The organism is Actinosynnema sp. ALI-1.44 (assembly GCF_001984155.1).
Classification (GTDB): domain Bacteria; phylum Actinomycetota; class Actinomycetes; order Mycobacteriales; family Pseudonocardiaceae; genus Kibdelosporangium.
The window spans coordinates 1-26,257 of sequence record NZ_MTQO01000040.1 but is presented as its reverse complement, the minus strand read 5'-3'; the positions used below and the strand labels follow the sequence as shown (position 1 = coordinate 26,257).

Annotated in this window: 30 protein-coding genes; 13 read left to right on the top strand and 17 right to left on the bottom strand. The window is 65.9% G+C overall.

From position 1 onward, the window contains the following. Nucleotides 1–23: 23 nt before the first annotated feature. Nucleotides 24–800, top strand: coding sequence for an NAD(P)H-binding protein (locus ALI144C_RS14210; protein ID WP_076987733.1), 777 nt, complete (start codon nucleotides 24–26; stop codon nucleotides 798–800). Between the two features lie 72 nt (nucleotides 801–872). Here ALI144C_RS14210 and ALI144C_RS14205 read toward each other — a convergent pair whose 3' ends face one another. The 6 genes from ALI144C_RS14205 to ALI144C_RS14180 all read right to left on the bottom strand — a co-directional run bounded on the left by ALI144C_RS14205 (nucleotide 873) and on the right by ALI144C_RS14180 (nucleotide 8,455). After that, the gene (locus ALI144C_RS14205) at nucleotides 873–1,793 is read right to left on the bottom strand and encodes an ABC transporter substrate-binding protein (protein ID WP_076987565.1); all 921 of its coding nucleotides are present in this window, start codon (nucleotides 1,791–1,793) and stop codon (nucleotides 873–875) included. A gap of 13 nt (nucleotides 1,794–1,806) precedes the next feature. Continuing rightward, nucleotides 1,807–2,526: an ABC transporter permease gene (locus ALI144C_RS14200; protein ID WP_076987564.1), complete on the bottom strand. Its 720-nt coding sequence runs from the start codon at nucleotides 2,524–2,526 to the stop codon at nucleotides 1,807–1,809. Beyond that, nucleotides 2,523–3,179: an ABC transporter permease gene (locus ALI144C_RS14195; protein WP_076987563.1), complete on the bottom strand. Its 657-nt coding sequence runs from the start codon at nucleotides 3,177–3,179 to the stop codon at nucleotides 2,523–2,525. The genes ALI144C_RS14200 and ALI144C_RS14195 overlap by 4 nt, the downstream gene beginning before the upstream one ends. After that, nucleotides 3,176–4,270 (bottom strand): ABC transporter ATP-binding protein, encoded by a 1,095-nt coding sequence (locus ALI144C_RS14190; RefSeq protein WP_076987562.1) that lies wholly within the window; start codon nucleotides 4,268–4,270, stop codon nucleotides 3,176–3,178. Before ALI144C_RS14190 ends, ALI144C_RS14195 begins: the two co-directional genes overlap by 4 nt. A gap of 125 nt (nucleotides 4,271–4,395) precedes the next feature. Next, on the bottom strand, nucleotides 4,396–7,131 hold the full coding sequence (locus tag ALI144C_RS14185) for a bifunctional diguanylate cyclase/phosphodiesterase (protein WP_237774135.1): 2,736 nt from the start codon (nucleotides 7,129–7,131) through the stop codon (nucleotides 4,396–4,398). 139 nt (nucleotides 7,132–7,270) lie between these two features. Further along, the gene (locus ALI144C_RS14180) at nucleotides 7,271–8,455 is read right to left on the bottom strand and encodes an NAD(P)-dependent malic enzyme (protein WP_076987561.1); all 1,185 of its coding nucleotides are present in this window, start codon (nucleotides 8,453–8,455) and stop codon (nucleotides 7,271–7,273) included. Between the two features lie 316 nt (nucleotides 8,456–8,771). Between ALI144C_RS14180 and rfbC the strand changes: the two genes are divergently transcribed. After that, a complete protein-coding gene (gene rfbC, locus ALI144C_RS14175) occupies nucleotides 8,772–9,365 on the top strand; it encodes a dTDP-4-dehydrorhamnose 3,5-epimerase (RefSeq protein WP_076987560.1) in 594 nt (197 codons plus the stop codon). Here rfbC and ALI144C_RS14170 read toward each other — a convergent pair. Next, on the bottom strand, nucleotides 9,350–9,637 hold the full coding sequence (locus ALI144C_RS14170) for a S26 family signal peptidase (protein WP_237774134.1): 288 nt from the start codon (nucleotides 9,635–9,637) through the stop codon (nucleotides 9,350–9,352). The two genes, rfbC and ALI144C_RS14170, sit on opposite strands and share 16 nt — an antisense overlap. 110 nt (nucleotides 9,638–9,747) lie before the next feature. Here ALI144C_RS14170 and sodN point away from each other — a divergent pair, with 110 nt between their 5' ends. The 3 genes from sodN to ALI144C_RS14155 all read left to right on the top strand — a co-directional run bounded on the left by sodN (nucleotide 9,748) and on the right by ALI144C_RS14155 (nucleotide 13,454). Beyond that, nucleotides 9,748–10,161 carry a superoxide dismutase, Ni gene (gene sodN / locus ALI144C_RS14165; protein ID WP_054295443.1) on the top strand — a complete coding sequence of 138 codons (414 nt, stop codon included), beginning with the start codon at nucleotides 9,748–9,750 and terminating at the stop codon, nucleotides 10,159–10,161. 738 nt (nucleotides 10,162–10,899) lie between these two features. Next, on the top strand, nucleotides 10,900–11,949 hold the full coding sequence (locus ALI144C_RS14160; protein ID WP_076987558.1) for a ParA family protein: 1,050 nt from the start codon (nucleotides 10,900–10,902) through the stop codon (nucleotides 11,947–11,949). Nucleotides 11,950–13,028: 1,079 nt separating this feature from the next. Beyond that, nucleotides 13,029–13,454, top strand: a complete 426-nt coding sequence (locus ALI144C_RS14155) for a hypothetical protein (protein ID WP_202818945.1) — start codon at nucleotides 13,029–13,031, stop codon at nucleotides 13,452–13,454. On the opposite strand, the gene ALI144C_RS14150 is transcribed toward ALI144C_RS14155, so the two are convergent. After that, a complete protein-coding gene (locus tag ALI144C_RS14150) occupies nucleotides 13,451–13,921 on the bottom strand; it encodes an NUDIX hydrolase (protein ID WP_076987557.1) in 471 nt (156 codons plus the stop codon). The genes ALI144C_RS14155 and ALI144C_RS14150 overlap by 4 nt on opposite strands. 8 nt (nucleotides 13,922–13,929) lie before the next feature. After that, nucleotides 13,930–14,673: a DUF5919 domain-containing protein gene (locus tag ALI144C_RS14145; protein WP_076987556.1), complete on the bottom strand. Its 744-nt coding sequence runs from the start codon at nucleotides 14,671–14,673 to the stop codon at nucleotides 13,930–13,932. A gap of 377 nt (nucleotides 14,674–15,050) precedes the next feature. On the opposite strand from ALI144C_RS14145, the gene ALI144C_RS14140 reads away from it, so the two are divergent. Together ALI144C_RS14140 and ALI144C_RS14135 are read left to right on the top strand one after the other, a co-directional pair. Then, nucleotides 15,051–15,317 carry a hypothetical protein gene (locus tag ALI144C_RS14140; RefSeq protein WP_076987555.1) on the top strand — a complete coding sequence of 89 codons (267 nt, stop codon included), beginning with the start codon at nucleotides 15,051–15,053 and terminating at the stop codon, nucleotides 15,315–15,317. After that, complete coding sequence (locus tag ALI144C_RS14135; protein WP_076987554.1) at nucleotides 15,314–15,625, top strand: helix-turn-helix domain-containing protein; 312 nt, start codon at nucleotides 15,314–15,316, stop codon at nucleotides 15,623–15,625. Before ALI144C_RS14140 ends, ALI144C_RS14135 begins: the two co-directional genes overlap by 4 nt. A 194-nt stretch (nucleotides 15,626–15,819) precedes the next feature. Here ALI144C_RS14135 and ALI144C_RS14130 read toward each other — a convergent pair whose 3' ends face one another. Continuing rightward, the gene (locus tag ALI144C_RS14130) at nucleotides 15,820–16,371 is read right to left on the bottom strand and encodes a GNAT family N-acetyltransferase (protein ID WP_076987553.1); all 552 of its coding nucleotides are present in this window, start codon (nucleotides 16,369–16,371) and stop codon (nucleotides 15,820–15,822) included. 105 nt (nucleotides 16,372–16,476) lie between these two features. After that, nucleotides 16,477–17,085: a chitinase gene (locus tag ALI144C_RS14125; protein WP_237774133.1), complete on the bottom strand. Its 609-nt coding sequence runs from the start codon at nucleotides 17,083–17,085 to the stop codon at nucleotides 16,477–16,479. Between the two features lie 399 nt (nucleotides 17,086–17,484). Here ALI144C_RS14125 and ALI144C_RS14120 point away from each other — a divergent pair, with 399 nt between their 5' ends. Together ALI144C_RS14120 and ALI144C_RS14115 are read left to right on the top strand one after the other, a co-directional pair. Next, a complete protein-coding gene (locus tag ALI144C_RS14120) occupies nucleotides 17,485–18,102 on the top strand; it encodes a histidine phosphatase family protein (RefSeq protein WP_237774132.1) in 618 nt (205 codons plus the stop codon). 54 nt (nucleotides 18,103–18,156) lie between these two features. Then, nucleotides 18,157–18,570, top strand: a complete 414-nt coding sequence (locus ALI144C_RS14115; protein WP_076987551.1) for a DUF4259 domain-containing protein — start codon at nucleotides 18,157–18,159, stop codon at nucleotides 18,568–18,570. Here the strand turns inward: ALI144C_RS14115 and ALI144C_RS14110 are convergent. From ALI144C_RS14110 to ALI144C_RS14100, 3 genes are all read right to left on the bottom strand, one after another. Then, on the bottom strand, nucleotides 18,560–19,222 hold the full coding sequence (locus tag ALI144C_RS14110; RefSeq protein ID WP_076987550.1) for a tRNA-dependent cyclodipeptide synthase: 663 nt from the start codon (nucleotides 19,220–19,222) through the stop codon (nucleotides 18,560–18,562). The genes ALI144C_RS14115 and ALI144C_RS14110 overlap by 11 nt on opposite strands. Before the next feature lie 124 nt (nucleotides 19,223–19,346). Next, nucleotides 19,347–20,072: a S1 family peptidase gene (locus ALI144C_RS14105; protein ID WP_076987549.1), complete on the bottom strand. Its 726-nt coding sequence runs from the start codon at nucleotides 20,070–20,072 to the stop codon at nucleotides 19,347–19,349. A 120-nt stretch (nucleotides 20,073–20,192) separates the two neighbouring features. After that, nucleotides 20,193–20,597 carry a hypothetical protein gene (locus ALI144C_RS14100; RefSeq protein ID WP_083753040.1) on the bottom strand — a complete coding sequence of 135 codons (405 nt, stop codon included), beginning with the start codon at nucleotides 20,595–20,597 and terminating at the stop codon, nucleotides 20,193–20,195. Between the two features lie 290 nt (nucleotides 20,598–20,887). Between ALI144C_RS14100 and ALI144C_RS14095 the strand changes: the two genes are divergently transcribed. Beyond that, a complete protein-coding gene (locus ALI144C_RS14095) occupies nucleotides 20,888–21,808 on the top strand; it encodes a diacylglycerol/lipid kinase family protein (RefSeq protein WP_076987728.1) in 921 nt (306 codons plus the stop codon). A gap of 213 nt (nucleotides 21,809–22,021) precedes the next feature. Next, nucleotides 22,022–22,276: a WhiB family transcriptional regulator gene (locus ALI144C_RS14090; RefSeq protein ID WP_042196559.1), complete on the top strand. Its 255-nt coding sequence runs from the start codon at nucleotides 22,022–22,024 to the stop codon at nucleotides 22,274–22,276. A 138-nt stretch (nucleotides 22,277–22,414) separates the two neighbouring features. Here the strand turns inward: ALI144C_RS14090 and ALI144C_RS14085 are convergent, their stop codons facing one another. Next, on the bottom strand, nucleotides 22,415–23,926 hold the full coding sequence (locus ALI144C_RS14085) for a sensor histidine kinase (protein WP_076987548.1): 1,512 nt from the start codon (nucleotides 23,924–23,926) through the stop codon (nucleotides 22,415–22,417). Nucleotides 23,927–24,025: 99 nt separating this feature from the next. On the opposite strand from ALI144C_RS14085, the gene ALI144C_RS59015 reads away from it, so the two are divergent. After that, nucleotides 24,026–24,100, top strand: coding sequence for a 50S ribosomal protein bL37 (locus tag ALI144C_RS59015; RefSeq protein ID WP_370591786.1), 75 nt, complete (start codon nucleotides 24,026–24,028; stop codon nucleotides 24,098–24,100). Between the two features lie 33 nt (nucleotides 24,101–24,133). Here ALI144C_RS59015 and rsrA read toward each other — a convergent pair whose 3' ends face one another. Next, the gene (gene rsrA / locus ALI144C_RS14080) at nucleotides 24,134–24,448 is read right to left on the bottom strand and encodes a mycothiol system anti-sigma-R factor (protein ID WP_076987547.1); all 315 of its coding nucleotides are present in this window, start codon (nucleotides 24,446–24,448) and stop codon (nucleotides 24,134–24,136) included. After that, the gene (locus ALI144C_RS14075) at nucleotides 24,445–25,062 is read right to left on the bottom strand and encodes a sigma-70 family RNA polymerase sigma factor (protein WP_076987727.1); all 618 of its coding nucleotides are present in this window, start codon (nucleotides 25,060–25,062) and stop codon (nucleotides 24,445–24,447) included. Before ALI144C_RS14075 ends, rsrA begins: the two co-directional genes overlap by 4 nt. Nucleotides 25,063–25,233: 171 nt before the next feature. Between ALI144C_RS14075 and ybaK the strand changes: the two genes are divergently transcribed. Further along, complete coding sequence (gene ybaK, locus ALI144C_RS14070) at nucleotides 25,234–25,713, top strand: Cys-tRNA(Pro) deacylase (protein ID WP_076987726.1); 480 nt, start codon at nucleotides 25,234–25,236, stop codon at nucleotides 25,711–25,713. Nucleotides 25,714–26,257 lie beyond the last annotated feature (544 nt).

Sequence of the window (26,257 nt, the reverse complement as noted above, 5' to 3'; positions counted from 1 at the left end):
GGTTGAGGATGCACGGTGAACCCATGACGATCCTGGTGACCGGTGCGACCGGAAGTGTGGGCGGACAGATCGTGTCCCAACTGCGTGAAGAGACGGTCAGGCCGTTCTCCCGGACGACAGGCGGCGACCTGACCGATGTGGACAGTGTGCGCGCGGCGCTGACCGACGTGGACAAGGTGTTCCTGGTCTGGCCGTTCTTCCACACCGAAGGTTTGGGCGAGGTCCTCGATGCGATCGCCGAGCGAGCGAAGCGAATCGTGTACCTGTCCTCGGCCGGAGCACCGGAATGGGCAAGGGAAGCGGAAGAACTGATCGAACAGACAGGCCTGGAGTGGACATTCCTCCAGCCGACGGGCTTCGCCGCCAACGCACTGCACTGGGCCGACGACATCAAGACGCACGGAGTGGTCAGGACCCCGTTCGGCGACATGTCCCGCCCACACATCCACGAACACGACATGGCAGCAGTAGGAGTACAAGCACTGCTGACAGACAAGCACGTGGGCGCGCGATACACGTTGAGCGGCCCCGAACTGGTGACCCAGTTCGACCAGGTGAAGATCATCGGTGAGGTAACCGGAAAAGACCTGCGCCTCGAAGAAGAAACCCCAGAAGAGGCACGAGCAAGGATGCTCGTAAGCGGCTGGCCCGAACCCCTGGTCGACAGCGCCCTGGAGGCATGGGCGTCCATGGTCGAGAACCCGGAACCCATAGTGCCCACAGTGGAAGAGGTAACCGGAAGGCCAGCGAAAACCTTCCGCGAGTGGGCCCGCGATCACCTCACTGACTTCACCCCCTGACCCCCGTGCAACCAATGTGGCCTTTGTTGCGTCAAACGCAACAAAGGCCACATTGGTTGCCGAAGATAGGGGTCAGATACCGGCTGAAGCCAGCCATTCCTGAGCGACCTTGGAAGCATCCGGCTTGTCCGGAGAAGCCAGCTTCCCGTTCAACTCCAGCAGGATCTTGGTGTCCAACTTGGACGAGACCTTGTTCAGCGTCGTCTTCACCAGGTCACTGGCCTTCTTCGCGTTGACGACCGGGATCACGTTCTGCGCCGCGAACAGGTTCTTCGGGTCCTCCAGCACGACGAACCCGTTCGCCGGAATCGCGGCATCCGTCGTGAAGATGTCCGCCGCCTGGATGTTGCCGTCCTTCAACGCCTTCGTCGTGATCGGTCCCGGCTCAAGCGCCTTGTACTCCTTGAAGGTCAGCCCGTACTTCTCCTTCAGGCCGGGGATCCCCTGCACGCGCTGCTGGAACTCCGGCGGTCCGCCGAAGGTGATCTCACCCATGTGCGGGGCCAGGTCCGCGATCGACTTCGCCTTGTACTTGTCCGCCGTCTCCCTGGTGACGACCACGGCGTCCTTGTCCTCGGCCGCTGCCTTGTCCAGCACCGTCAGGGTCTGCGGGAGCGTCTTCTTCAACGCTTCGTAGACGTCGTCGGGGCTGGTCGCTGTCGCCTTCTTGTCCAGGTAGGTCAACAGGGTGCCGGTGTACTCCGGGACCAGGTCGATCGAGCCGTCCTGCAGGCCGGGGTAGTACGTCTCGCGGCTGCCGATGCCGAGCTTCTTGTCGACCTTCACGCCCTTGGCGGACAACGCCTGTGCGTAGATCTCCGCCAACAGCCTGCTTTCGGCGAAGTTCGCCGAGCCGACGATGATCGTGTCGGTCGGCGCGGGCTGCCCGGTCGCGTTGTTGTTGCCTGCCAGCGGGTCGGACGAACCGCCGCATGCAGTGAGCATGAGCGCCGCCGCGACGGCGGTCGCCAGCCCGGCGAGTGTGCGCTTCATCGTTGTTCTCTCCTCATGCGGTTTCAACTGCTAGTTCCGCCGGCTGGACCTTGCGGTCCCGTCGGCGGGTCGGGGTGCGGCGCAGGCCGCGGGACACGACGAGCCGCTGTAGCAGGATCAGCAGCCCCTCGATAGCCAGGGCGACGACGGCGATCACGATCGTGCCGCCGAGCGTCTGGGCGAAGTCGCGCAGGTACAGCCCGTCGATGACGTACCGGCCGAGCCCGCCGAGCGAGACGTACGCGGCGATCGTCGCCGTCGCGAGCACCTGCAGCGTCGCCGCGCGCAGACCACCGAGGATCAGCGGCAACGCGTTCGGCAGTTCGACGCTCAGCAGGATGCGGCCTTCCTTCATGCCCATCCCGCGCGCGGCGTCCACAACGGACGGATCGACGTTCCTGATCCCGGAGTACGTTCCCGCCAGCAGCGGCGGGATCGCGAGCACGACGAGGGCGAGCGTGACCGGCAGCAGGCCGATGCCCATCAGCAGCACCAGCAGGATCAACAGACCGAGCTCGGGGATGGCGCGCAGTGCGTTGACGACACCGACGAGGAACCCGCCTTTGCCGCTGTGCCCGATCACCATGCCGATCGGTACCGCGATCACCAGGCCGAGCAGCACGGCCAGCGCCGTGTACCCGAGGTGTTCGAGCACGCGGGTGGGAATGCCGGTCGGGCCCGACCACTGCTGGGGCGCGAACAACCAGTCGAAGGCGTTGCCGAAACTGTTCACTTGGCCGCCTCCACCGCTCGCCCGGCCCGCGCCCACGGCGTGAGCAGCCTGCCGATCAGCAGCAACAGGCCGTCGAAGATCATCGCGAGCAGGAAGATCAGCACGATCCCGATGACGATCTCGTCGTAGTTCTCCACCGAGAACCCGTCGGTGAACAGCCCACCGAGCTGCGGCACACCCAGAATCGCCGCGACACTCGTGAGGCTGATGTTCGACACGGTCGCCACCCGCAGACCGGCGATCAGCACGGGCACGGCCAACGGCAGTTCCACCCCGAAGAAGCGGCGCACCGGCCGGTAGCCCATCGCGTTCGCCGCGGCGATCACGTGCGGCGGGACGGCGGCGAGCGCGTCCGCGACCGAGCGGACGAGCAGCGCGACCGTGTAGATCGTCAACGCCACGATCACGTTGATCTCGTCCAGCACCTTGGTGCCGAGCAGGGGCGGCAGCACCAGGAACAGCACCAGCGACGGGATCGTGTACAGGATTCCCGCCGCGGGCACGAGGATCGCGCGGGCGATCGGCCACCGGTTGGCCACCCAGCCGAGCGGGATCGAGATCAGCAGGCCGAACAGCACCGGCAGCAACGAGATCACCAGGTGGGGACCGAGCGGGTCGATGACCTTGTCGAAGTTGTTGGACAACCAGTTCATGGTTTGCCCACGGACTCGGGGTGCCCCTCGATCAGATCGAGGACCTGGCGCGCGGTGATCACGCCGACGTACTTGCCGTCCTCGTCGACCACCACACCGCGACTGGCCGGTGAGGACAGCGCCGCGTCCAGCGCGCCGCGCAGCGGCGTGCCGGTGGTGTAGAGGGATCCGCCTGCCACCAGGGAATCCGAGCCGAGTGGCCCGTCCACTGTGGTGTTCGGCGGGAGCCAGCCGCACGGGTGCTCGTTCGCGTCGAGCACCAGTACCCACTCCGCCACCGGGCCGGCGACCGGCTGGCCGACGGTCGTGGTCGGCACCTGGTCGACCGCGATCCCCGATGACTCCAGAAAGGACAGTCCACGGTAGCCGCGGTCACGGCCGACGAAGCTCGCCACGAACTCGTCCGCCGGGTAGCGCAACACGTCCGCCGGTGTGCCGTACTGCGCCAGCACGCCGCCCTTGCGGAACACGGCCACCTTCTCACCGATCCGGACGGCTTCGTCGATGTCGTGTGTGACGAACACGATCGTCTTGTCCAGTTCGTCCTGCAACCGCAGCAACTCGTTCTGCAGGTCCTCCCGCACCACCGGGTCGACCGCGCTGAACGGTTCGTCCATCAGCAGAATCGGCGGGTCGGCCGCGAGCGCGCGCGCCACGCCGACGCGCTGCTGCTGGCCACCGGACAACTGGACCGGGTAGCGCTTGCCCATCTCCGCGGGCAACCCGACTGTCTCCAACAGTTCGGCCGCCCTCGACCTCGCCTTGCGTTTGTCCCAACCGGACAGCAGCGGCACGGTGGCGACGTTGTCCAGCACCGTGCGGTGCGGGAACAGCCCGGCCTGCTGGATCACGTAGCCGATGCCGAGGCGCAGCGACGCGGGCGCGGAGTCCTTGATGTCCTTGCCGTCGATCAGGATCGTGCCCGACGTGGCCTCGATCATGCGGTTGACCATCCGCAGCGACGTCGTCTTGCCACATCCGGACGGCCCGACGAACACGGTTATGGTTCCCGCGTCCACGGTCAGGTTCAGCTTGTCGACGGCGACTGTCCCGTCGGGATACTGCTTGGTCACGTCCCGGAACTCGATCACCGGGGCCCCTGTCGTCGCGGCGGCCTCCTGCCGGCCGCCTCAATTCTTCAACGACCCTATCCCGAGGTACCGACAACGGCACGGAATTCCAGCATCCGGCCAGCTCGCGCAGCGTTACAGGACGATTACGGCAGCGGCGGTGGCGGGACCCGCAACGGACCGAGGCGCAGCAGTTCGCGGAACTCTTCGGCGGGCACCGCACGGGACATCAACCAGCCCTGATACGCCTCGACACCGATGTCGCGCAGCGCGTTGAACTGGGTGTCGGTCTCGACGCCCTCCGCCACGCACGTCCGGCCCATCGCCCTGGTCAGGTCGACCACCGCTCGAGCGACCGCGAAGTCGGACGGGTCCGTGCCGATTCCCGCGACGAACCTGCGGTCGACCTTGATGATCTGCGCGGGCAGGTCCTTGAGCCTCGCCAGCGACGAGTAGCCGGTGCCGAAGTCGTCCACAGCGAACCGGACACCGCGCGAGACCAGGTCGGCCATGGCGGTGCGGCTGCGGGACGGCAGGTCGACGAAGCTGGTCTCGACCAGTTCGAGCACGACCCGTTCCCACTCCACGCCGGATCCCGCGATCGCGGTCGCCACCACGTCGACGAACTCGGGGTCGCCCGGCACCAGCCCGGCGAGGTTGATCGCGACCGAGACGCGGTGTCCCCGAGTTCCGGGCGAAGCCACCTCCGGCCACGACTTGGCCTCCCGCAACGCGGTGCGCAGCACCCAGCGGTCCAGGTCACGCAGCAGGTCGCCTTGCTCGGCGACCGGCAGGAACTGCCCGGGGTTCAGCATGCCGCGGTCCGGGTGCGGCCACCTGACCAGCGCCTCCGCTGTCAGGATCGTGCCGTCCACCCCGACGACGGGTTGGTAGTGCAGGACAAGGCCGTCGTTGCCGAGTGCCTCGCGCAGCTGGCCTTCCAGGTACATCTGGCTGTCCGCGGTCGCGATCAGGGCCGCGTTGGCGAGTGAAACCCTTCCGGCGCCACGCCTTTTCGCCTCGAACATGGCCGCGTCGGCGAACCTGAGCAGGTCGGCGCCGGTGGTCTCCGGGCCGCTCGGCACGGCGGCGCCGACCGACGCGGACACCCGCAAGAGCTGGCCCCGCACGGGAACCGCGGTCCGGAACAGGTGCGCGACCTTGTTGGCCAACTCGTCGACACCGCCGACCTCGTTCTGGTCGGAGCAGATCACCACGTACTCGTCGCCGGACATGCGTGCGGCCGTGCACCCCGGAGGCAGGCCGTCCTCGAGACGGCGCGCCAACGCGATCAGCAACTCGTCCCCGGCGTCGTGCCCGAGGGAATCGTTGACCCGCTTGAAGTTGTCGACGTCGCAGAACAACAGGGCGACGTCCCGCGCGCACGGCGCCGACAGCAGATCGGTGAGCAGTTCGTTCACCGCGGCCCGGCCGGGCAGGCCGGTGAGGTCGTCGTGGGTGGCCTGGTGGCGAAGCAGCTCGGCGGCACGCCGCCGTTCGGTGACGTCCTGGAAGACGACCAGCCAGAACCGGCGGCCGTCGTCGGCGACCGACGACACCACGCTGAGCTCGCAGTAGACGGGCTCGCCCGACGCCGTCACCAGGACGCGCTGGCCTGCCTCCAACCGGGCCTTCGGGTCGTGGTCCGAATGGGTCAGCCGCTCCGCGGTCGTTCCACGCAGCCGCTCGAGATTCGTTCCGAGCAGCTTGCACAACGCGTCGTTGGCGTCGACCAGGCGCTCGTCCGGGTCGAACAGCGCGATGCCGACCGGGGCGATCGCCACCAGGTCGAGAAACCGCTTGCTGGAGCGTTGCATCCGGCTTTCGGTGGACCGCTGCTCGGTCACGTCCTGTGCGGTGCCGACCATCACCGGGCCCTCTTTGCGGCCCGCGAACGACGCGCCACGGCAGCGCAGCACGCGGATCGAGCCGTCCGGGCGGATCACGCGGTACTCGCAGACGACCGGGTCACCGGAGTCCGCGAGCTGCCGCCAGGTCCGGTCCACCCAGGCGCGGTCGTCCGGATGTACGTACTTCAGGTAATCGTCATACGCCATCATGGTGCGTTCTTCGACGCCGAACAGCTCGTACAGCATCGACGACCACACGCACTCGCCTGTGGAGGTGTTCCACGCCCACGTGCCGAGCAGGGCCACGCGTTGGGCGTCCTCGAACAGCCTGCGGTCCAGCGCGCGCTGCCGTCCGGGCGCGCGCAGCTTGGTGATGTCCTGCACGATGCCGCGCACCCGGCACGGCATGCCCTGCTCGTCGAACTCCGGCTGGGCGCGGACCAGGAAGACCCGGTCGGTGTCGCGTTCCCGCAGCTCCAGCTCGATCGGCAGGCCGTCGCGGGAGTCGAGCAGCCGCTCGCGGAACTCGATCACCGCGGGCAGGTCCTCCGGATGGGTCCGGAACAGCAATTCCGCTTCGGCGTCCCCTTCTTCCTTGGTGACGCCGAGCAGCTCGTTGAGCGGTTCGCTGTAGTACGTGCGGCCCTCGGCCACGTCGTGCACGAAGCTGCCGAGGCCCGCCACCCGCTGGATCCGGGTGAACTCGTCGGCCCCGAACCGGCCGTCGCCGGTCGGCGGGGCGAAGACCACCACGGTCACGCCGCAGCCCTGGTCCAGCCGCAATGCCGTGACCGCCACCGACGTGCCGTCCGGGCGGAGCACCCGCTGACCGGCCCCGTCCTCGGCGAGCAGACCGGCCAGCGACTGGCCGATCAGCTCGTCCGGGACGTCGACGCCCGCGAGCAGAGCCGCACCCAGGTTGGCCTGCACCACCAGGCCATCCGAACAACGGACCCAGCCCGCCTCGGCGTCCGGTGAATCGGAAACCGCCGACTCACGCGCCGATCCAGCAGGCTCGACCAGTTCGGCCACGGTGCCACCCTTCCCGCGCCACACCTTGGGGCGGGCCGAGCGCCATCCTGGACACGTACCTCCCGCCGCGCGATCAGGCTACCGCCCTGCTGTGAACAATCAATCCCTGGCTGTGACGATCGCTGCGCCGACCAGGTGATCAGACCGGCTTCGGTGCGACACCGTCCCGCACCGCGGCAGCCGCCACCGCCTGCGCCACCTCAGGCGCCACACGCGGGTCCAACGCGCTGGGCATGATGTGGTCGGCGTCCAACTCGTCGAGCGCGACCGCGTGGATCGCCTCGGCCGCGGCCAGCTTCATGTTCTCGGTGATCCGCGTGGCGCCCGCGTCGAGCGCGCCGCGGAAGATGCCGGGGAAGGCCGAGACGTTGTTGATCTGGTTCGGGAAGTCGCTGCGGCCGGTCGCCACCACCGCCGCGTACTTGCGCGCGACGTCCGGGTGGACCTCCGGGTCCGGATTGGACAGTGCGAACACACTGGCGTTCGGTGCCATCGTGGCGATCAACTCCTCCGGCACCTGGGAGGACGACAGCCCGAGGAACACGTCGGCACCGCGCAGCGCCTCGGCGATACCACCGCGCAGGCCACTGGCGTTGGTGACCTTCGCCATCTCGACCTTGTACGGGTTCAGCCCGTCGCGGCCCTCGTGGATGATGCCGCGCGAGTCGAGCAGCGTGACCTCGCCGACACCGGCGAGGATCAGGATCTTCGCGCAGGCGATGCCGGACGAGCCCGCACCGGCGACGACCACGCGCAGGTCCTTCAGCTGACGGCCGGTGTACGTTGCGGCACCGCGCAACGCGGCGAGCACGACCACGGCGGTGCCGTGCTGGTCGTCGTGCATCACCGGGCAGTCAAGGGCTTCGATCAGCTTGGCCTCGAGTTCGAAGCAACGGGGCGCCGAGACGTCCTCGAGGTTGACCGCACCGAACGACGGTCGCAGCCGCACCAGCGTCTCGACGATCTCGTCGACGTCGGTGGTGTCGAGCACCAGCGGGATGGAGTTGAGCCCGCCGAAGGTCTTGAACAGGGCGGACTTGCCCTCCATCACCGGAAGGGACGCGGCCGCGCCGATGTCGCCGAGCCCCAGCACGGCGGTCCCGTCGCTGACCACCGCGACCAGGCGGTGCGTCCAGGTGTGGGTGCGTGCGACGGCTGGGTCCTCGGCGATGGCCAGGCTGACCTTGGCGACACCGGGGGTGTACGCGATGGCCAGCGTGCGCGGATCGGAAATCGGCCGGGGCACTCCGATGTCGAGTTTCCCGCCCTCGTGCGCGCGGAAGATCTCGTCGTCGGTCACCGGCTTGGCCAATTCTTCGTCCATTGCAGTCACAGGAGGCGTCCTCGAAGTCAGGAGGGGTACGGGAGCGACGCCGGAATCGAGCGCGGTGGCGCCGATCGTCCGGGTGCGTCGACCGCCCGGTCGCGCCCATCCGCTGGTTGGACGGGGCAACCGCGGACGCTGCGGTCCCCCCAGTGTGGCAGCAACCCATCGGGGTGTCTGCGGTGGGGATCACAGTTTTCACCGTGATTTCCGCACGTCAGCCACCCTTTTCGCAAGACGTCCGTCCGGTTTGTACACAAGATCGCAGGCGGAGCCCCTCACGATCGGTCAAGTTGGCTACATAGACTCTTGCCCCATGCAGGTTCGCGAATTGTCCATCGCAGGTGTCTTCGAGTTCGCCCCTCGCAGCTTCGAGGACTCCAGGGGGCTGTTCGCGGCCCCGTTCCAGGGCGACGTGTTCGCCGAAGCGGTCGGCCACCCGATGCGGCTCGGGCAGACCAACCACAGCGTCTCCAGCCGCGGGGTGATCCGGGGGATCCACTTCGCCGACACCCCGCCGGGGCAGGCGAAGTACGTCTACTGCCCGCGCGGGGCGATGCTGGACGTAGTGGTGGACATCCGGGTGGGCTCGCCGACGTTCGGCCAATGGGACTCCGTACTGCTCGACGCGAAGGACTTCCGCGCTCTGTATGTGCCGGAAGGCATCGGGCACGGCTTCGTCGCGCTCGAGGACGACACGGCGATGAGCTACCTCTGCTCGACCGGCTACAACCCGGGCGCGGAACACGGCATAACACCGTTGGACGAGGCGCTGAAGTTGCCGTGGCCGACGGACGTCGAACCGATCCTGTCGGACAAGGACATCAAGGCACCGACGCTGGCCGAAGCGATGACCGCAGGCCTGCTGCCGACGTACGACGCCTGCGTCGCGCACTACCGCAGCTTGTAGACCATCACCCCGAGCACCTCGGCCATCCCCAGCTCGCGTGAATCGGTCGACGCGAGCTGGTTGTCCCCCACCACGAAGTAGCCGGGCCCTGCCACCCGCTTGATGGACAGCTGGCCCGGCCTGGCCGGCCATCGCACGAGCACGACGTCACCGGGTTTCGCCTTCGCGGCCCGGCGAACGAGCACGACATCCCCGTCCTTGAGCGTGGGCGCCATGGACGGGCCGCGGACCGTGACGAAACGCATGGGCCACCAGCCCAAGGGGTGGGTCACCAGTCACCTCCGACTGCCAGGCGGGGCACGCACGAGTAAGGTCCACATCGTCGGAGCATCCGTAAGTGAATAGTGCGCCATTGTCGGCGCAAACTGCCAGGGAGGCACCCATGCGACTGCCGTCGCTCAGGGCGCTCGTGCGCCCGCGGCTGGAGGCAAGCGCTCACTGCGACCTGCCATGTGGGGTCTACGACCCCGCACAAGCCCGGATCGAAGCCGAGTCCATCAAGGCGATCCAAGAGAAGTACCAGGCCAACGAGGACCTGGAGTTCCGCGCGCGTGCGGTCGTGATCAAGGAGCAGCGCAGCGAACTGGTCAAGCACCACCTCTGGGTGCTCTGGACGGACTACTTCAAGGCGCCGCACTTCGAGAAGTACCCGCAACTGCACGACCTGTTCAACCGCGCGACGAAGGCGGCAGGGGCGGCGGGCACCAAGGGCACCATGGACCCGGCGAAGGGCCAGGAACTGCTCGACCTGATCGCGGAGATCGACAAGATCTTCTGGGAGACCAAGCAGGGCTGAGGTCAGTTGACCTGAAACGGCGCTCACCAGCGAAGACGTCTGTCGTTGGTGAGCGTCGTTTCTCGTTGTCGGTGGACGTTGACGACCTGATCTTCAGCCCTTGCCGTGGTCGGCCCGTAGACCTCGGCGAGTTCGTGGACCGACCAGAGCGCCATCTAGTTGGGCTGATCTCCCGGTCCGGTACATGCCATCCTCCTGACGTAGCGGGCGTTCGCGACCATGGCGAAGCCACGCCGTAGGCGCCCTTGATGGCGGCGAGCCGGTGTTAAACGATCAATAGCGAGGGACCTTCAAAGCTGCGGTCTCTCTCGGTTCACCCGATCGGAAGCGGGCTGGGTCGCGAGACGGCGGGAGCAGCTCAGGGTGACCGTGCTGGGAGTACGTCGATGAAGGTCTTTGGTCCGTGTCGTTGGCTCGGACGGTTCTGAGGTTCGCGCGCCGCTGTCGGCTCAGGTACTCGCGCGGGCGGCTCGGGGCCAGCCGATCGGCCGAGCGGGCGTAGCGAAGCGGGAGCCCGCTCGTGTCGGGATGGATTGACCCGTGCCGCCAAGCGTGACGTGCGCCGCCGACGGCGGCGCGCCTTGATCCCATAGAGCTGAATTCGGCAGCACACTTCCTACAACTGCTGGATGCGCAAATGTGACCGAACGTTGACTTAAATCGATACGTCGAAAGTTGATATCGCCACCACGTGGTGTATCGTGATGCGTTCAGTCTTTATGCAGAAGGGCTCGCCCAGTGGCAACTAAGATTGCTTTGTTTAACAACAAAGGCGGCGTCAGCAAGACAACCACGTGCTTTAATCTAGGCTGGATGTTGGCAGAAAAGGGCAAACGCGTGGTGATGGTGGATGCCGACCCGCAATGCAATCTAACTGGTATGGTTCTGGATCTAAGCGGAGAGGACGCTCTAGAAAACTTCTATCGAAGCAATCCAGGACGGAACCTAAAAGATGCACTAGAGCCAGCATTTAAATCTCGCCCTGTCCCACTTCAGGCAGTCGACTGTGTCGACGTTTCAACAAGGCCTGGACTTTTCTTGATTCCCGGCCATGTATCGTTGTCAGAGGACGAGACTTCCCTGGGAATTGCTCAACAGCTGTCAGAGTCCCTTCAGGGATTGCGAAACCTTCCCGGAAGTTTTGCACACCTGCTAGAAATTACTGCAAAACGCTACGATGCCGATATTGTGCTGATCGACCTCAGTCCAGGCTTGGGTTCGATTAATCAGAACTTGGTGGCTACGGCCGATTACTTCCTCGTCCCGTGTAGCCCAGATGTTTTTTCCGTAATGGCTATCGATTCACTCTCCAGGGTGGTGCCACGATGGACGAGTTGGGCAAATCGAGCGGTCAAGCTGGAAGCTCTTTCTGACGCCGATTACCCTTTCCCTGAGCCGAACTTGAAATTTCTTGGAGTTGTTGTTCAACGTTTTAGACTGAAAAGTGGTCAACCAACCCGTGCGTTCCAGCGATACTTTGACAAACTCAATGATGCCGTGGAGCAGACACTCATTCCCGCTTTTTCCAAAGCCGACTTGATGCTCAGTAGAGAGCAGTATGTCGAAGCAGGAATGGATAGTCATTACTTGCTTGCACAGATATCGGACTTCAACACCCTTATTGCACATTCTCAGCAGCTTCGAAAGCCGGTGTTCACGCTGACACAATCAGACGTCGGCAGACAGGGGCGGTTGTGGGGGAACACCGAGGCGAACATTAACAACTTTCGCAAGACCTTTGAAGAACTTGCCGACAAGGTCATCAATTTGACTCTAATAGACAAGTAGGACCCATGTCAGTTCTGCGCTTGCAGCAGTTTGACGTTAACATCGGCCGAGCAAGAGAGCTTGTTGGATTGGGACAGTCTCTAGCAGGGATGACATACGGCAGAGTTGACGCGACTGACATGTATCGCGCAGCACTAGTTCAGGCTGTCGCAGCATTAGATTCCTATGTTCACGGAATGGTTCTCGACTATGGCGTCGAGATACTGACAGGACGACGCTCCGCTGGCAGTCGCACGCAACTGGGTCTACATTTCGGGGCTATAAGCGATATCGTACGCGCGAGTAGTCCTACAGATCTTGAACTTAGCGCGCGTGCGCACATAGCAGAGCGACTGGGCAGGGAAACCTTTCAGCAGCCAGATGACGTAGCCAAGGCGTTCGCTATGGTCGGCGTAAACCGTCTATGGTCGTCCGCTTTTGGCGTCACAGCAGGCAACGTTTGCACCTCTCTCAAGTTGATAGTTAGGAGACGTAACCAAATTGTACATAGCTGCGACGCTGACCCGCTGAACCCGGGCCACGTTACTGCAATGACGGATGCAGATGCACTAACAGCCGTGAGCACCATTGAGAAGATCGTCAAAGCGGTGGATTCCGTTTCCTAGTACATTGGGTCCTTGAATGATAGGTATCCGTGTTGAATACCGCTGTCTCATGACGCCGAGGTCTTCTGCGTAGGAAACGAAATTGCTGACGCGCATCACTCTGTCTAGCCGGTGGGACGTCTAGGAGGACGTGACGTCTAAAGGTGTCCCGTTGTGAGGTGCTCGCGTCCTTCGTGGGGTGACGATCCTCCTGGTCGACGGTCCGGTACGGACAAACAAGACCAAGAGGGGCACCTACGGATGTCGACCAGTTCGGCTCGGAGCGAAGCCGCAGGAGCAAGGCCATCTGAGAGCCTGTGGGATCAGGTGACGGTTCCCTACGTGGCCAGGTGGAGCGAGGAACAGGACCTGTCGTCTGCGCTGGTGGTGCGAAGCCGCGGTGGCATCGGGTACGTGGATGAGGTCGTAGGTGATCGGGATCAGCGGGGTGTCTTGTGGCCTCGGTTGGCGTCTCGGCCACGGCATGGGCGGCCGATGTTCGGAGCGGTGCACTCACTGCGGCAACGGCGGGCGATGAGCAGGTTGCTGTGCCAGATCTGCGCTGGGCCTGCGGACCGGAATGGCGACGGTGTGTTGTGGCTGCTGACGGATCACCGGGACGAATGGGACGACTGGCCGGAGAAGATGGCGGTGGACGAGCCACCCGCGTGCGTGCCGTGTGTGGGGTTGGCGACCAGGCTATGCCCGGCCTTGCGCAGTAGCTCGATTGTCGTTCGGGTCCGTGAGTGCCCTGTCGTTGGTGTCCGTGGTCGGGTCCACAAGCCTGGTGGCCTGCTGCCGGTGCCGACTGACGAGGACGTCATGAGCTTCGATGATCGGCGCATCAGGTGGACCTTGGCGTCCAGCTTGCTGCGGGGATTGAGCGGCTGCACGGTCGTCCAGGCCGACGAGCTGGCCTAGGTGTAGAAGGGCTCGGAGCGGTTGTCGAAGCCGTGCTGGATGCGTAGCCGGATCGACGGGTGGATGGTGAGTTCCGCCAGCATCGGCTGTTCGATCCAGGCGGCTTCTTTGCTTTCGTTGCTGGTGTGCAGGTCGCCGCCGATTGGTCGGCCGCGGAAGCAGATGGAGAATTCCTGGCGGACTTCGCCGTCGTCGTAGGCGATGACGTGGTCTGGGTTGGAGTAGATGCCGACCAGGCCGGTGACCTGGATCTCGATGCCGGTTTCCTCGATGAACTCGCGGACTGCGGTCTGGGTGAGGGTTTCGCCGAGCTCGAGCTGGCCGCCCGGGATGGAGTACAGGTCGTTGTCGGTGCGGCGGATCATCAGCAGGCGGCCGTCGTTGTCGAGGACGAAGGCGCTGACGGCTACGGCGATGCTGTTCGGTTGCGGTGCGTCGGGGTCGTGGAAGTAGTCCACGCGTGCCATGAGGCTCCCTAGAACGTCGCTTTTGCTGACTTGTGCCAGACGGTGTCGAAGCTTTCAGCGTAGGTCTCGAACAGGTCGCCCGCAGAGAGACGGCGCAGGTGCAGGGACGGGGCGTGTGCTCCCTGGATGCCGTACACGTGGGTGTTGATGATCATTTCGTCGTCGAAGCGGAAGATCGAGTTGTACAGCGTGGTGCGGTGGAAGCGGATCTTCACGCCTTCGACCTCGCGCAACGGCCGGTAAGCTGCCAGGACGTTGCGGATCTTCGCGCCCAAGATGCCTTCGCCCAGGTCTTCTTCTTCGCTGCGCAGGGCAATTTCTGGGCTGTCGGGGTCGCCGAAGGCCAGCCGGATGCGCGCGCCTTTGGCTGCTTTCTGGGCCAGGCTCTTGACGAACTTGGGGCGTTCAACCAGGAACATCGCGGCGTGGACGAGGATGTCCACCTGTGCGGAGGCGTTGTTGATCAACCGGTCCCAGAGCTCGATCGGGATCGAGTTGCGGTGGGGGAAGACCTGGACGACTTCCGAGTCCGCGACTTCCGCCTTGCGTTCCGGCGTGACGGCATCGGGCCACAGGTAGTTCTCGGTCTCGCGAACCATAGCGGCGATGGCGTGCCTGTGCCGCTGGTACGGGGACCGGCCCTTGGTGATCCAGCGCTCGACGGTCTTCGGGTCGACTCCGATGGCGTTGGCTGCCTGTGCAGGCGTCAAGCCGTTGCGCAACAATGCATCTCGTAGCCGCTCGTTCGACATCTTCCCACTCCGGGGACACTGGGGACGTCTTTAAGGTATCACGGGACGTCCCAAGGTGTCCCGTCGTGCGGTGCTTGCGTCCTCCATTTCGGACGATTCTGTATCTCGTCAGCAGGCCGTGAAGGTCAAGACCACACTGGGAGACGAGATGCCGATCATTCCAACCAGGTTCGCCGCAGACTTCGGGGCGTTCGTCCTCGGCGTCGACCTTTGAAGACTCCCGTTGGCGCCAAAGCGCGCCGGGTCAACAGAAACCGGCCGCGTAAGCGAGCGGGCGACGAGCATGCGTGACCGGGGACAGCGATCGACCTGTTCGTCGAAGCGATCCTGTCCGGTCAAACGGCGCTCGAAGCAGCAACCCAACGGCCGGGAGAGACGTGATCGTCATGGACGTGGCATGGCAGATCCCGGAGCCGGACGCGTCGCCTGAAGAGGTTGTGGCCGCACTGCGGGCTCAGGCTGCGTTGTTCGCGGTCGTCGCAAGTGCTCTGGCTGGCTACGACGAGGCCGGTTCGGCCACGGCGTTCGACCAGGTGCTGCGGATGCGGTGCCAAGCGGCGGTGATCGAGTCACTGGCGGAGCTCCATGACGAGCTGGGCTCGCAGCTCCGCGATCTGGATACGTATCTATGGAGGTTGGTATGAAGGGGCCGTTCAAGCCGAATGCGGATGGTCTGGTGCTGGCCAGGCAGCTTCGCCAACTACGCGAGAACACTGGACTGTCGCAGGAGCAGGTCGGTGAACAGCTCGGTGGGTCGGCGAGCAAGGTTCATCGGATCGAGCAGGGACAGCTGCCCTGGCCGGACGAGCTTGGCATGATGCTCGACCTCTACAAGGTGCCTGACCCGAAACAGGCTGTGCTGCGGGACACCTGGGACAAAGCGTGGCAGCCTCGTCCGACTCGCGGTAAGCAGGATGAGGAGGGTGCGAAGTCGCAGCTTCCTGATTCCTGAATCGACACTCTCGAAAACACACGGCGGGGCGTGTGATGAACTGATCGCGAAGCATCTGTGTCACGGACGGCCTACGGCCCGGAGACGGCCTCACCTGATATCAAGTAACCGCAGGTAACAGCCTTGAAGCGACCAGATTGACAAGATCTTCTGGGAGACCAAGCAGGGCTGAGCTCGTTTCCCCCGCCGTTCGGTCAGCCCCGGAACGAGAACAGCGTCGCCGTTCCGAGGGCCTGTTCGGCGTCGAACTGCTCGAACGTCTCCACGACGCGGAAACCGAGGCGTTCGACGAGCTTCATGGACCGCGTGTTGGCCGTCTGCGTCACCACGATCACGGACTGGTCGGGCAACTCGTGTGCCGCCGCGCGCAAGATCGCTGTCGCGGCTTCGAAAGCGACGCCTTTGCCCCACGCGTTGCGGCGCAGCGCATAGGACAACTCCAGTTCGTTCCCGTCGTCGGTGACGTGTCCCGGCACGTCCGGTGAGCGGCGGTTGAGCCAGAGGCCGCCGAGGACCTCGTTCGTGTCGCGGTCGGCGATGACGTAGCTGCCGGGTACGTGTGCGGTTTCGAGGTGGTCGAGCATCTGTTCCACGGCCGCCCTCGGTCTTGGGCCACCGAGGTACGCCCGCACCTCGGGGTCGGTGAAGAGTTCGACGAGCCCTTCCCGGTCGGCTGCGCTCACGGGACGCAGCAGAAGGCGTTCTGTCGTGAGTTCGGTGACGGACAGTGTCGGCAACGCAGTCATAGAACCATCCTGCCGAGTGACGCACGGCGAGGGTGGCGCCCACCCCCTCGATGGGCGCCACCCTCTGCTTGCGAGCGACGCCAGGCATCGCCCACGTCCGTGTCTTCAGCAGGTGAGATTGACGCCCGGCGGGACGCCCAGGATGGCGGTGAACCTGTGGTAGGCGTCCACGCGGCTCTGGACCTGATCCGGGTTTGCGCCGTCGCACTCCAGCTTTCCGTTGATGCTCCTGATCGTCTCGCCGAAGCCCGCGCCGGTCGTCATCGCGTCGTGCGGCGTGGTGGTTGCCGGGCCGGTCTGGGTGTTCCAGTACCAGAGGCCGGTTTTCCACGCGACCGCCGCGTCGTTCTGCACCCGCCACGGTTCGGCCAGCAGCGGCAGCCCCAGCGCGTCGCCCGCCGCCTTGTAGTTGAAGTTCCAGCTCAGCTGGATTGGGCCACGGCCGTGGTACGCCGCCTGACCTGCCGGGCAGCCGTACGGCTTGGTGGCGTCGCAGTAGCGCGAGTGGTTCGCCCGGTCGGATTCCACGACGTGCACGAGGCCACCGGTTTCGTGGTGCACGTTGGCGAGGAAGGCCGCCGCTTCCCGCTTTCGCGCCTCGTCACCGCCCGTGGTGGCGAATCCCGGGTACGCACCGGTCGCCGTGATCAGACCGGCGTAGGTGTAGAACGAATTCCGGCCGGGGAACATCTCGTCGAACTGCGCTTCGGTCACGGCGAAACCCGGCGTGTCCACCGGCGGTGCGGGCGTTGCAATTGACGAAACGACAACTACTGTCACGGCGATGACCGAGCACACTGCCCCTGTTATGGCGAGGCGGCGCACCAACACGGTTGACTCCTGGAGCGGATAAGGAATGGCGACGTGACACGGGCCACTCAAGCGCAATTGGTCTATACCAGTCAAGTGACATGCGCGAGGTTCAAGACCGCCCGTGACGGGAACCCCGAATCATGCTGTTGCACCTGGTATGGGCGTTTCTCACCGCAGTGAGCCGCCGCAGGCACCTGCGATCACACAAGGTCTTACCGGACAACCGTTTTGCAAGGAGTACGACGCAGCTCACATCCCAAACTACCAACGCCTGACCAACGGCGCTTTTACCATCGCCGAGTGGCAGTCGAACCAGTCGAATCCGCCGCTGCGGTGTATATCCTCCGTCACGGCGAAACCCAGTGGTCGAACAGCGGCCAGCACACCGGTGTCACCGATATCCCGCTGACCGAGAACGGTGAGCAGCAGGCGCGGCGCGCCGGATTGGTGATGAGCACGCTGCGGGGCAGCGCCGTTCCGCCGTACCGGGTGTTCACCAGCCCGCGGCAGCGCGCGGTGCGGACCGCCGAACTCGCGGGCTTCACCGTGGACGAGAAAGTCGAAGAGCTCGCCGAATGGGACTACGGCGACTACGAAGGCATGACCACCGCCCAGATCCGCGAAGAAGTACCCGGTTGGACCGTCTGGACGCACCCCTCGCGCGGCGGCGAGGGGGCCGACCAGGTCAGCGACCGGGCGGATGCGCTGCTCGCCAGGGTGCGGGAACTGCTCCCCTGCGGTGACGTGGTCCTGGTGGGACACGGGCACTTCAGCCGCGTGCTGATCGCGCGCTGGCTCGGCATGCCGGTCACCAGCGGCGTCCACTTCGGACTCGGCCCGGCCGGTACGGCCGTGCTGGACCACGAGCGGGGCGAGCCGAGGGTCAACCGGTTGAACGTGCCGCCGTTGGACGTCTGACACCCCGCCAGTAGGTTTGCCGCGCACGATCTGGACCATGCGAGGAGCAAACCGATGGGTGCCTGGGGCACGGGTGCTTTCGACAACGACGACGCGGCGGACTTCGCCGGGGACCTGAACGACGCGGCCCCCGGCGAGCGGCCGGACCTGATCCGCGAGGCGCTGGAAGCCGCTGCGGACAACGACGCCTACCTGGAGGTCCCGGAGGCCAGCGCCGCGATCGCGGCTGCCGCGGTGGTCGCGTCGCAGCTGCCGGGCGGCCCGGATGTGGACTCGGTGTACGGCCCGGAGTTCCTCACCGACGGCGACGGCGTCGACCTGCCGGAGGAGTTCGCCGAACTGGCGCTGCGCGCCATCACCCGGATCCTGTCCGACGAGTCCGAGTGGCGTGACCTGTGGGAAGAGGCGGAATCGCTGGACGAGGCGATCGGCGCGCTCGAACCGATCCGCGCCGCGCTCAGCCGCTAGGGCGGACCATGAGGTAGCCCTGGTTGGCTGAGGGGGCCAGCCAGCCGGGGCCGGTCTGCAACACGTCGGCGAACGCGAGCACGCGGTGGTAGGCGCACAGCGACTCGGGGACGCCGAGGATGGCCGGGGTGTCCATGCCGATCGGCAGTTCGTTGAGGAAGTACGAACTCGCGGTGATCACCTGCTGCACGGTCGGCGATTCGCCGCGGTGGGTCAGGTAGGCCCGCGAGATTTCCATGCACGACGCGCGGAACCGCGCGTCGTCGTCGAACGCGGTCTGCACCAGGTCTCGCAGCCGCAGATATCCCGGGTTCTGCTCGAGGTCGCTCCAGCCGAGCAGGTGGGCGTCCGGATCGGGCGCACCGGCCTCGGCGAGCGCGCGCCGGACTCGGTTGGCCGCCAGCCGGGCTTCTTGCGACACCTTGGCAACAGCGCGCTGCGGGGAGTACCCCATCGCGACGAGCGTGTGCGTGCTCGGCCTGTCCGCGACCAGGAAGTGCACGGAGTCGAAGCGCACGAGGGCCCATTCGGCCAGCTCGCGCAGTCTCGCCGGGCTGAAGAAGCTGTTGAACAGGCTCACGCCGAACAACATGTGCTTGCCGCCTGCCAACAGTCGCTGGCAGTTCGGCGACGCGGCGACCGCTTCACACATGCGTTCCACAATGGACTACGCGGCGCGGTAAAGCGATTCCCCGTTCGGCTGATCATTCCGAAAATGGACGAAGCGGGCCCGTGACAGGGATTCCCGGGCCCGCTTGCCTGCGATCTCGACGGCGTCAGACGCCGGCGATCTGCTGGATCCAGGGGCGGTACCGCGTGATGTTGGTGTACGCGGTGGTGGTCTGGCGGTCACTGGTCGAGGCGACGCCGACCTGCTTGCCGGAGGCGAACATCGGGCCACCGGAGTCGCCACCGGCGGTGATGCCGTTGCCGCGGCGGGCGGAGACGGCGACGCCACCGCGGTAGTCCCGGCCGTTCACCGTCGTGACGGTGACGTTGGCGACCTTCAGGTACCGCGACTGGCAGTTGATCTCAGGCTGACCGGTGCAGGTGGCGCCCCAGCCGTAGACCTGGACAGACTGGCCGACCTGCACGTCGCTGGTGGTGCCCAGCGGCGAGTAGGTGCCGGTGTAGGGCTCCGTCAGCCGGGCGATGGCCAGGTCGGCCGACGGGTGCTGGGTGATCTGCGCGGCCGTGCGCATCTGGCCGCCGCTGGTCTGGTCCAGGCTGCCGATCCGGAACGTGTACGTACCGCTGCTGGCGACGCAGTGCTGCGCGGTCAGCACGTAGTTGGGGGCGATGACCGTGGCGGTGCAGTTCTGCTGGCCGTTCCTGAACAGCCGAGCCGCCCACGGGGCGTTGGAGGCGTTGCCACCACCGATGATCATGGGGGCGACGTCGGTGGGCGCCGCGGCCGGTGCGGCGGTGGCCGCCGGTGCGACGGCACCCAGAACGGAGAGGGTCACTCCGGCCAGGGCCATGCCAAAACGCGCGAACTTCATCTAGCTCACTCGATTCCGCGGCGATCGTCCGCCGCATGCAGGGTGGAATCAGGGACCCGTCAAGGGTCACCCGTTCGAGTGAGTCCATCCACCCGTCAAAAGTCGGGTTTGTGGCGAGTGTTACTTCTCGCCGTCGCCTGTAACACCGTGCCCGTCCGCCCAGATGCGTGACGGCGCGCGGAAAAGCAGCACGAGCGTCGCTATGCAGACCACCGCGCCGGGGATGCCGAACGCGGGCTGCCCCGACGGTCCGATCGCGTACCAGGACACCCCCAGCAGCAGGATCTGGATGACGGTCGCCGGGCCGCGGGCCCAGCGCTTGCCGAGCAGCAGGCCGATGCCGCAGGCGAGCACCCCGCCGAAGATCACCACGAAGTAGCCCGCTTCGCCGTAGAGGTTGCCCCCCGGCAGCGAGCCGCCGTCGATCAGCAGGAAGACCGCGAACGCGATGCCCGCGAGCCCCTCGATGCCGACCAGCAGGCCGGCGGCCTTGACCGTGCCCGGCACGGGTGTGTCAGTGGTCACGAAAACTTCCTGGTAGCAGGGGATTGTGACGGTCGGTACGTGGTAACCGATCGTATGCCACCCGGACGGCCGGTCCCATCCGGCACGCATTCGAGCGATGATCTCCACGAGGTCGTCGTCGAGCGGATTGGTCGTCCGGGTGCACTCGTCACGACAGCGCGACAACGGTGTCAGGACGAAGGGAGCACGATCACTGGCAGCCACCAGATGACTCAGGTGGGTTACCCCACGCCCCTCCACCGAGCCACGTGCTGGGCGCTGATGCCTACGCACTGTTTTACCCTGCGGTCATGCGTGCAGTGCTGGTAGTTAACCCACAGGCGACGGCGACAACGCCGGCCGGGCGGGACGTGCTGGCGCACGCCCTGGCCAGCGAGGTGAAGCTGGACGTCGTCGAGACCGACTACCGCGGTCACGCGATGAAAGCAGCCGCCAAGGCCGCTGAGGAGGGTGTCGACCTGGTCGTCGCGCACGGCGGCGACGGAACGGTCAACGAAGTCGTCAACGGCCTGCTCACCGCGGGCACGGCCGCACCGATGCTGGGTGTGGTGCCGGGTGGATCGGCGAACGTCTTCGCGCGCGCCCTCGGACTGCCGACGGATCCGGTCGAAGCGACCGGGATCCTGCTGTCCGCGATCGAGGCCAACCGGACCAGGACCGTCGGACTCGGCCACGTCTCGTGGCACGACGGCAGCAGGTTTTTCACATTCAACGCGGGAGTCGGCTGGGACGCCGACGTCGTCGCATGGGTGGATCGCAAGCGCGGCAAGCAAACCAGTCCGTACCTGTACGCGCGGGCCGCTTTGGCCTGCTACCTCAGGCCTTCGCACGGCCAGCCGCGGCTGCAGATCGAGATCCCCGGCGAACGGCCGCACCAGGGCGGCAAGCTGGCGTTCGTCTCCAACACCGACCCGTGGACCTACTTGGGCGGTCGGCCCGTTCACCTGAACGCGGAATGCACCTTCGACGGAGGTTTGGGCCTCTACTCGCTGAGCACCCTAAGACTGCCGACAGTGCTGCGCGCTCTGCGGCAGGCCGTGTCCAAACGGGGAAATCAGCGAGGCGGGAAGGTTTTGCGACGCGACGACGTTGGATTGATCAGGGTCACCGCCGAGGAACCCGTCCGGCTCCAAGTGGACGGCGACCTCGTCGGCGAGCTGACGAACGTCGAGTTCAGGTCGGTTCCGACGGCACTTGTGGTTGCCGTCTGACCGATTGGGTACTTGAGATACCGGGCGTGTGACCGCTGGTCACCGTAGGTCCGGTGGATACGTCGCGCCGTCGATCTTTTGGGTGAGTTCACTCACCGGCCACAGAAGACCCCTTGACATCCGGCCAGTTCGTGAAAGCATTCACAAGCACCCCGAACGACCGATATGACGACGACTGGCGCGCCGAAGCGCGCCTGGCAAGGAGCTAGGAAAATGGACTGGCGCCACCGCGCGGCCTGCCGTGACGAGGACCCCGAGCTGTTCTTCCCCGTGGGGAACAGTGGTCCTGCGCTCCTGCAGATCGCCGAGGCGAAGGCCGTTTGCACCCGCTGCCCCGTGTCCTCCTCGTGCCTGTCCTGGGCCCTCGAAAGTGGCCAGGACGCAGGCGTGTGGGGCGCGATGAGCGAAGACGAGCGACGCGCACTCAAGCGGCGCAACGCTCGCACCCGGGCGCGCAGCAACGCCTGAGGCTCTGGCTATCCCGCGCAATCCCAAGCGCCCAAAGGCCCGATACCGACAACCTCGGTATCGGGCCTTTGGGTTTTCCCAACTCAATGCTCGTGAGTGTGCAAGCGGTTCAAACCGGCTTGCACACTCACGAGCATTTCAACGCCTGTGGGACAGGGGGACTCGCAACACTGCTTCGGTTCCGCGCGGTTCCCTGCGCCGGAGTGACAGCGAGCCGCGCAGCTCGGATTCCACGAGCGTGCGGACGATCTGCAGGCCGAGGCCGTCCGTTCGTTCCAATGAGAACCCGCGCGGCAAGCCTTTGCCGTCGTCGGAGATGGCGACATCGAGCCACCGGGCGGAGCGGTTGGCCGAAATCGTCACCTCACCGCCCTGTCCGGCCGGGTACGCGTGTTCGACGGCGTTCTGGGCCAGTTCGGCGAGGACCATCACCAGCGGCGTCGCCAGCTCGGCGGACACCACACCGAACTGCCCGCTGCGCTTGACCTGCACGTGCGACTCGGCCACGGCGACGTCACCGACCACCGGAATCACCTTGTCCAGCAAGGTGTCCAGGTCGACGCGCTCGTCAACGGACATGGACAGCGTCTCGTGCACCATCGCGATCGCGGAGACCCGGCGGACGGACTCGGCAAGCGCGTCCTTGGCCTCCGCGCTGTTGGTGCGCCGGGACTGCAGGCGCAGCAACGCGGCGACGGTCTGCAGGTTGTTCTTCACGCGGTGGTGGATCTCGCGGATGGTCGCGTCCTTGGACAACAGCGCGCGGTCGCGTCGCTTCACTTCCGTCACATCACGGACGAGGACCAGAGCGCCTGCCGGGGTGTCCATGGGACGCAACGGAAGCGCGCGGAACAGCACAACCGCGCCGCGCCGCGCCTCGACTTCGGTGCGCATACTGGGCTGGCCGTCGATCGCGGCGAGCATGCGCTGGGCGATCTCGGTGGCGTCGAACGGATCCGCGATCAGCTGGCGGGTCAGCGGGGCCAGCCGCGCGCCGACCAGATCGGCCGCGTGTCCCATCCGGTGGTACGCCGACAACGCGTTCGGGCTGGCGAAGATCACCGTTCCGTTGGCGTCCAGCCGGATCAGGCCGTCACCGACGCGGGGGCTCGTGTGCACGTCCGCGGTCGGCTCGACGCTCGGGAACGTGCCGTCCGCGACCATCTGGCACAGGTCGCCCGCACTGCCCAGGTACGCGATCTCCAGCGGCGACGGCACACGCGGCACAGCGAGGTTCGTCTCACGGGACAGCACGCCGATCACGTCGCCGTCGAAGACCACCGGGATGGTCTCCCTGCGCACGGGGACGCCCAGGTACCAGTGCGGGTCCTCCTCACGGCACACGCGCCGCTCGACCACGGCCCTGCGTAACTGGGGGTGATCGGACACCTTGATGAAGGTGCCGACGATGTCCTCCGGGTGCGCGGTCGGCGCTGTGGTGGGCCGGGCGTGCGCGACGCAGACGAACTCACCACCGAGCCGGTCCGCCGCGCTGCCTTCGTGGTCCTCCACGTACGGCACCCAGAGCAGGAAGTCCGCGAAGGACAGGTCGGACAGCAACTGCCATTCGGCGACGACCTTCTGCAGGTGGTCGACGGCGGCTCCCGGCAACCCGGTGTGCTCGGCCAGCAGGTCAGCGAGTGTCGACAACGGCGCTCCTCTCCCCTGCCAATCCAACCACGGTCCAACCCGCTCCCGCTGACCTGTCACAATGGGCTGACAAAGCAACAATTGCAGTAGGAGACTCGCATGTCGAAGCGCGCACGCAAGCGTCGCGACCGCAAAAAGGGTGGCGCCAACCACGGCAAGCGCCCGAACAGCTGAAGCGCGAAACGGCCCCGGTCCCCGGGGCCGTTTTCATGTGGTCTTCCTGATCTCCACCTGGGCCTGGGTGACCTCGAGGGTCACACCGCCCTGTTCGGCCACGGTCTTGCGGATCGTGGCCCGAAGCCGTTCCTTGAGAGCCTCGGGGGCGTGGTCACCGCCACACTTCTTCGCGAGGAGCTCCTTGAGGTGCTCGTCGATGCCGTACTCGGCGAGGCACGGGCTGCACTCCTCGAGGTGCTGCCTGAGCAGCTCCTTGCGGCCCTTGTCGCACTCTCCGTCGAGGAACAGCCAGACCTCGGACAGTACCTCCGAGCAGTCCGTCTCGTGGTGGTCGCCGCAGCTCACGATCCCGACACCTCCGCCCGCACGAAACCCCGCTCCTTGGCGACGTCGGCAAGCATGTCGCGGAGCTGACGGCGACCGCGGTGCAGTCGTGACATCACGGTCCCGATCGGGGTTCCCATGATCTCGGCGATCTCCTTGTAAGCGAATCCCTCGACGTCGGCGAGGTAGACAGCCAGCCTGAACTCCTCCGGCAGCCGTTGCAAGGCCTGCTTGACGTCGTCATCGGGCAGGTTGTCCATGGCCTCGACCTCGGCCGAGCGCAGGCCGCTCGACGTGTGGCTCTCGGCCTGGGCCAGCTGCCAGTCGGTGATCTCGTCCGTGGGCTGCTGGATCGGCTGCCGCTGCCGCTTGCGGTAGCCGTTGATGTACGTGTTGGTCAGGATGCGGTAGAGCCACGCCTTGAGGTTCGTGCCGGCGGAGAACGACTCGAAGGCGGCGAACGCCTTGAGGTAGGTCTCCTGCACCAGGTCCTCGGCGTCGCTCGGGTTGCGTGTCATCCGCAACGCGGCCGAGTAAAGCTGGTCCAGCAACGGCATGGCATCACGCTCGAACCGGGCAGCGCGCTCCTGCGTGCTCTCCGGCTCGTTGTTCACCTGGGTTTCGGTGCCCGGCACCGCGCTCCCTTCCCACCGACCAGTACGGATCCCGGTCGACGCTCGCGACTTCATCGAGGATACGCGGCGCGTGTTCAGCCGGCTTGTCGCCTTCTGCGGGGCCATCTCGGTCAGCACGTCCTGGTCAACACGGTGAAGGTCACCGACATTCCCGGCCGTAAGCTGGACCACATGGCCGGCAAGGGGACCCCGGGCACAGCACTGCTGGCGAAGCAGAAGGTGCCGCACACACTGCACTCGTACCCGCACGACCCCCGTGCGGCGTCATACGGGCTGGAGGCAGCCGAGGCGCTGGAACTGGCACCCGAACGGGTGTTCAAGACGCTGCTGGCCGATGTGGACGGCGCGCTGACGGTCGGCATCGTGCCCGTGACGGCCCAGCTGGACCTGAAAGCCCTCGCAGCGGCAGTCGGAGGGAAGAAGGCCAAGATGGCCGAGGTCGCCGCGGCGGAGCGGGCAACCGGCTACGTCGCGGGAGGGATCTCCCCACTGGGCCAGCGCAAGCGTTTGCCGACGGTGCTGGACAGCTCGGCGGCGGAGCTCACTACGTTGTTTTGCTCGGCAGGGCGGCGTGGCCTGGAGGTCGAGCTGGCTCCGAACGACCTGATCCGGCTTACCAACGCCGTGGTCGCGGAAATCGCGGCCTACTGAGCACAGCGCAACCACTGCCAGCTACCGCAACCCGTAACGGTCGCAGCAAGCGCAAAGCAACCCCGGTCGACGAGCGGGCAAGCGCAGGGTTGCATCTCGCGCGCAAACCCAGCCCTGGTCGGCGAGCAGGCGAACGCAGCCCAGCCTCGGTCGGTAGTGCACAAGCACAGGGGTTCGCGGCCCGCGCGCTAGCGCAGAGTGGTGCTTCGGGGGTGTCTCCTGCCCGTCGGCCTGGGCGAAGGCCAACCACGGGCTGTCAAGAGGTCGGCCTCCAAAAGAGCCCCAGCGACAGCCAAACCGATCCTCTTGATAGACCGTGGTTCCCTGGGGCAGGTCGACGGGCAGGAGGCGGCCGCGCCCTGAAACCCCGGGTCATAAAAAGCATGCGCCGGGAGGAACACGACGCGAAGACCTCCTGCTCAGAGGTCTGCTCCCGGCGAGGGTCTGTCTTTCACCCCCGGGTGATCCCGCGCTTTCACCCCCGGGTGATCCCGCACGTGGTCTGGGCTGCGGCGTGGCCACCAGACCCGGAAACATGAGATCC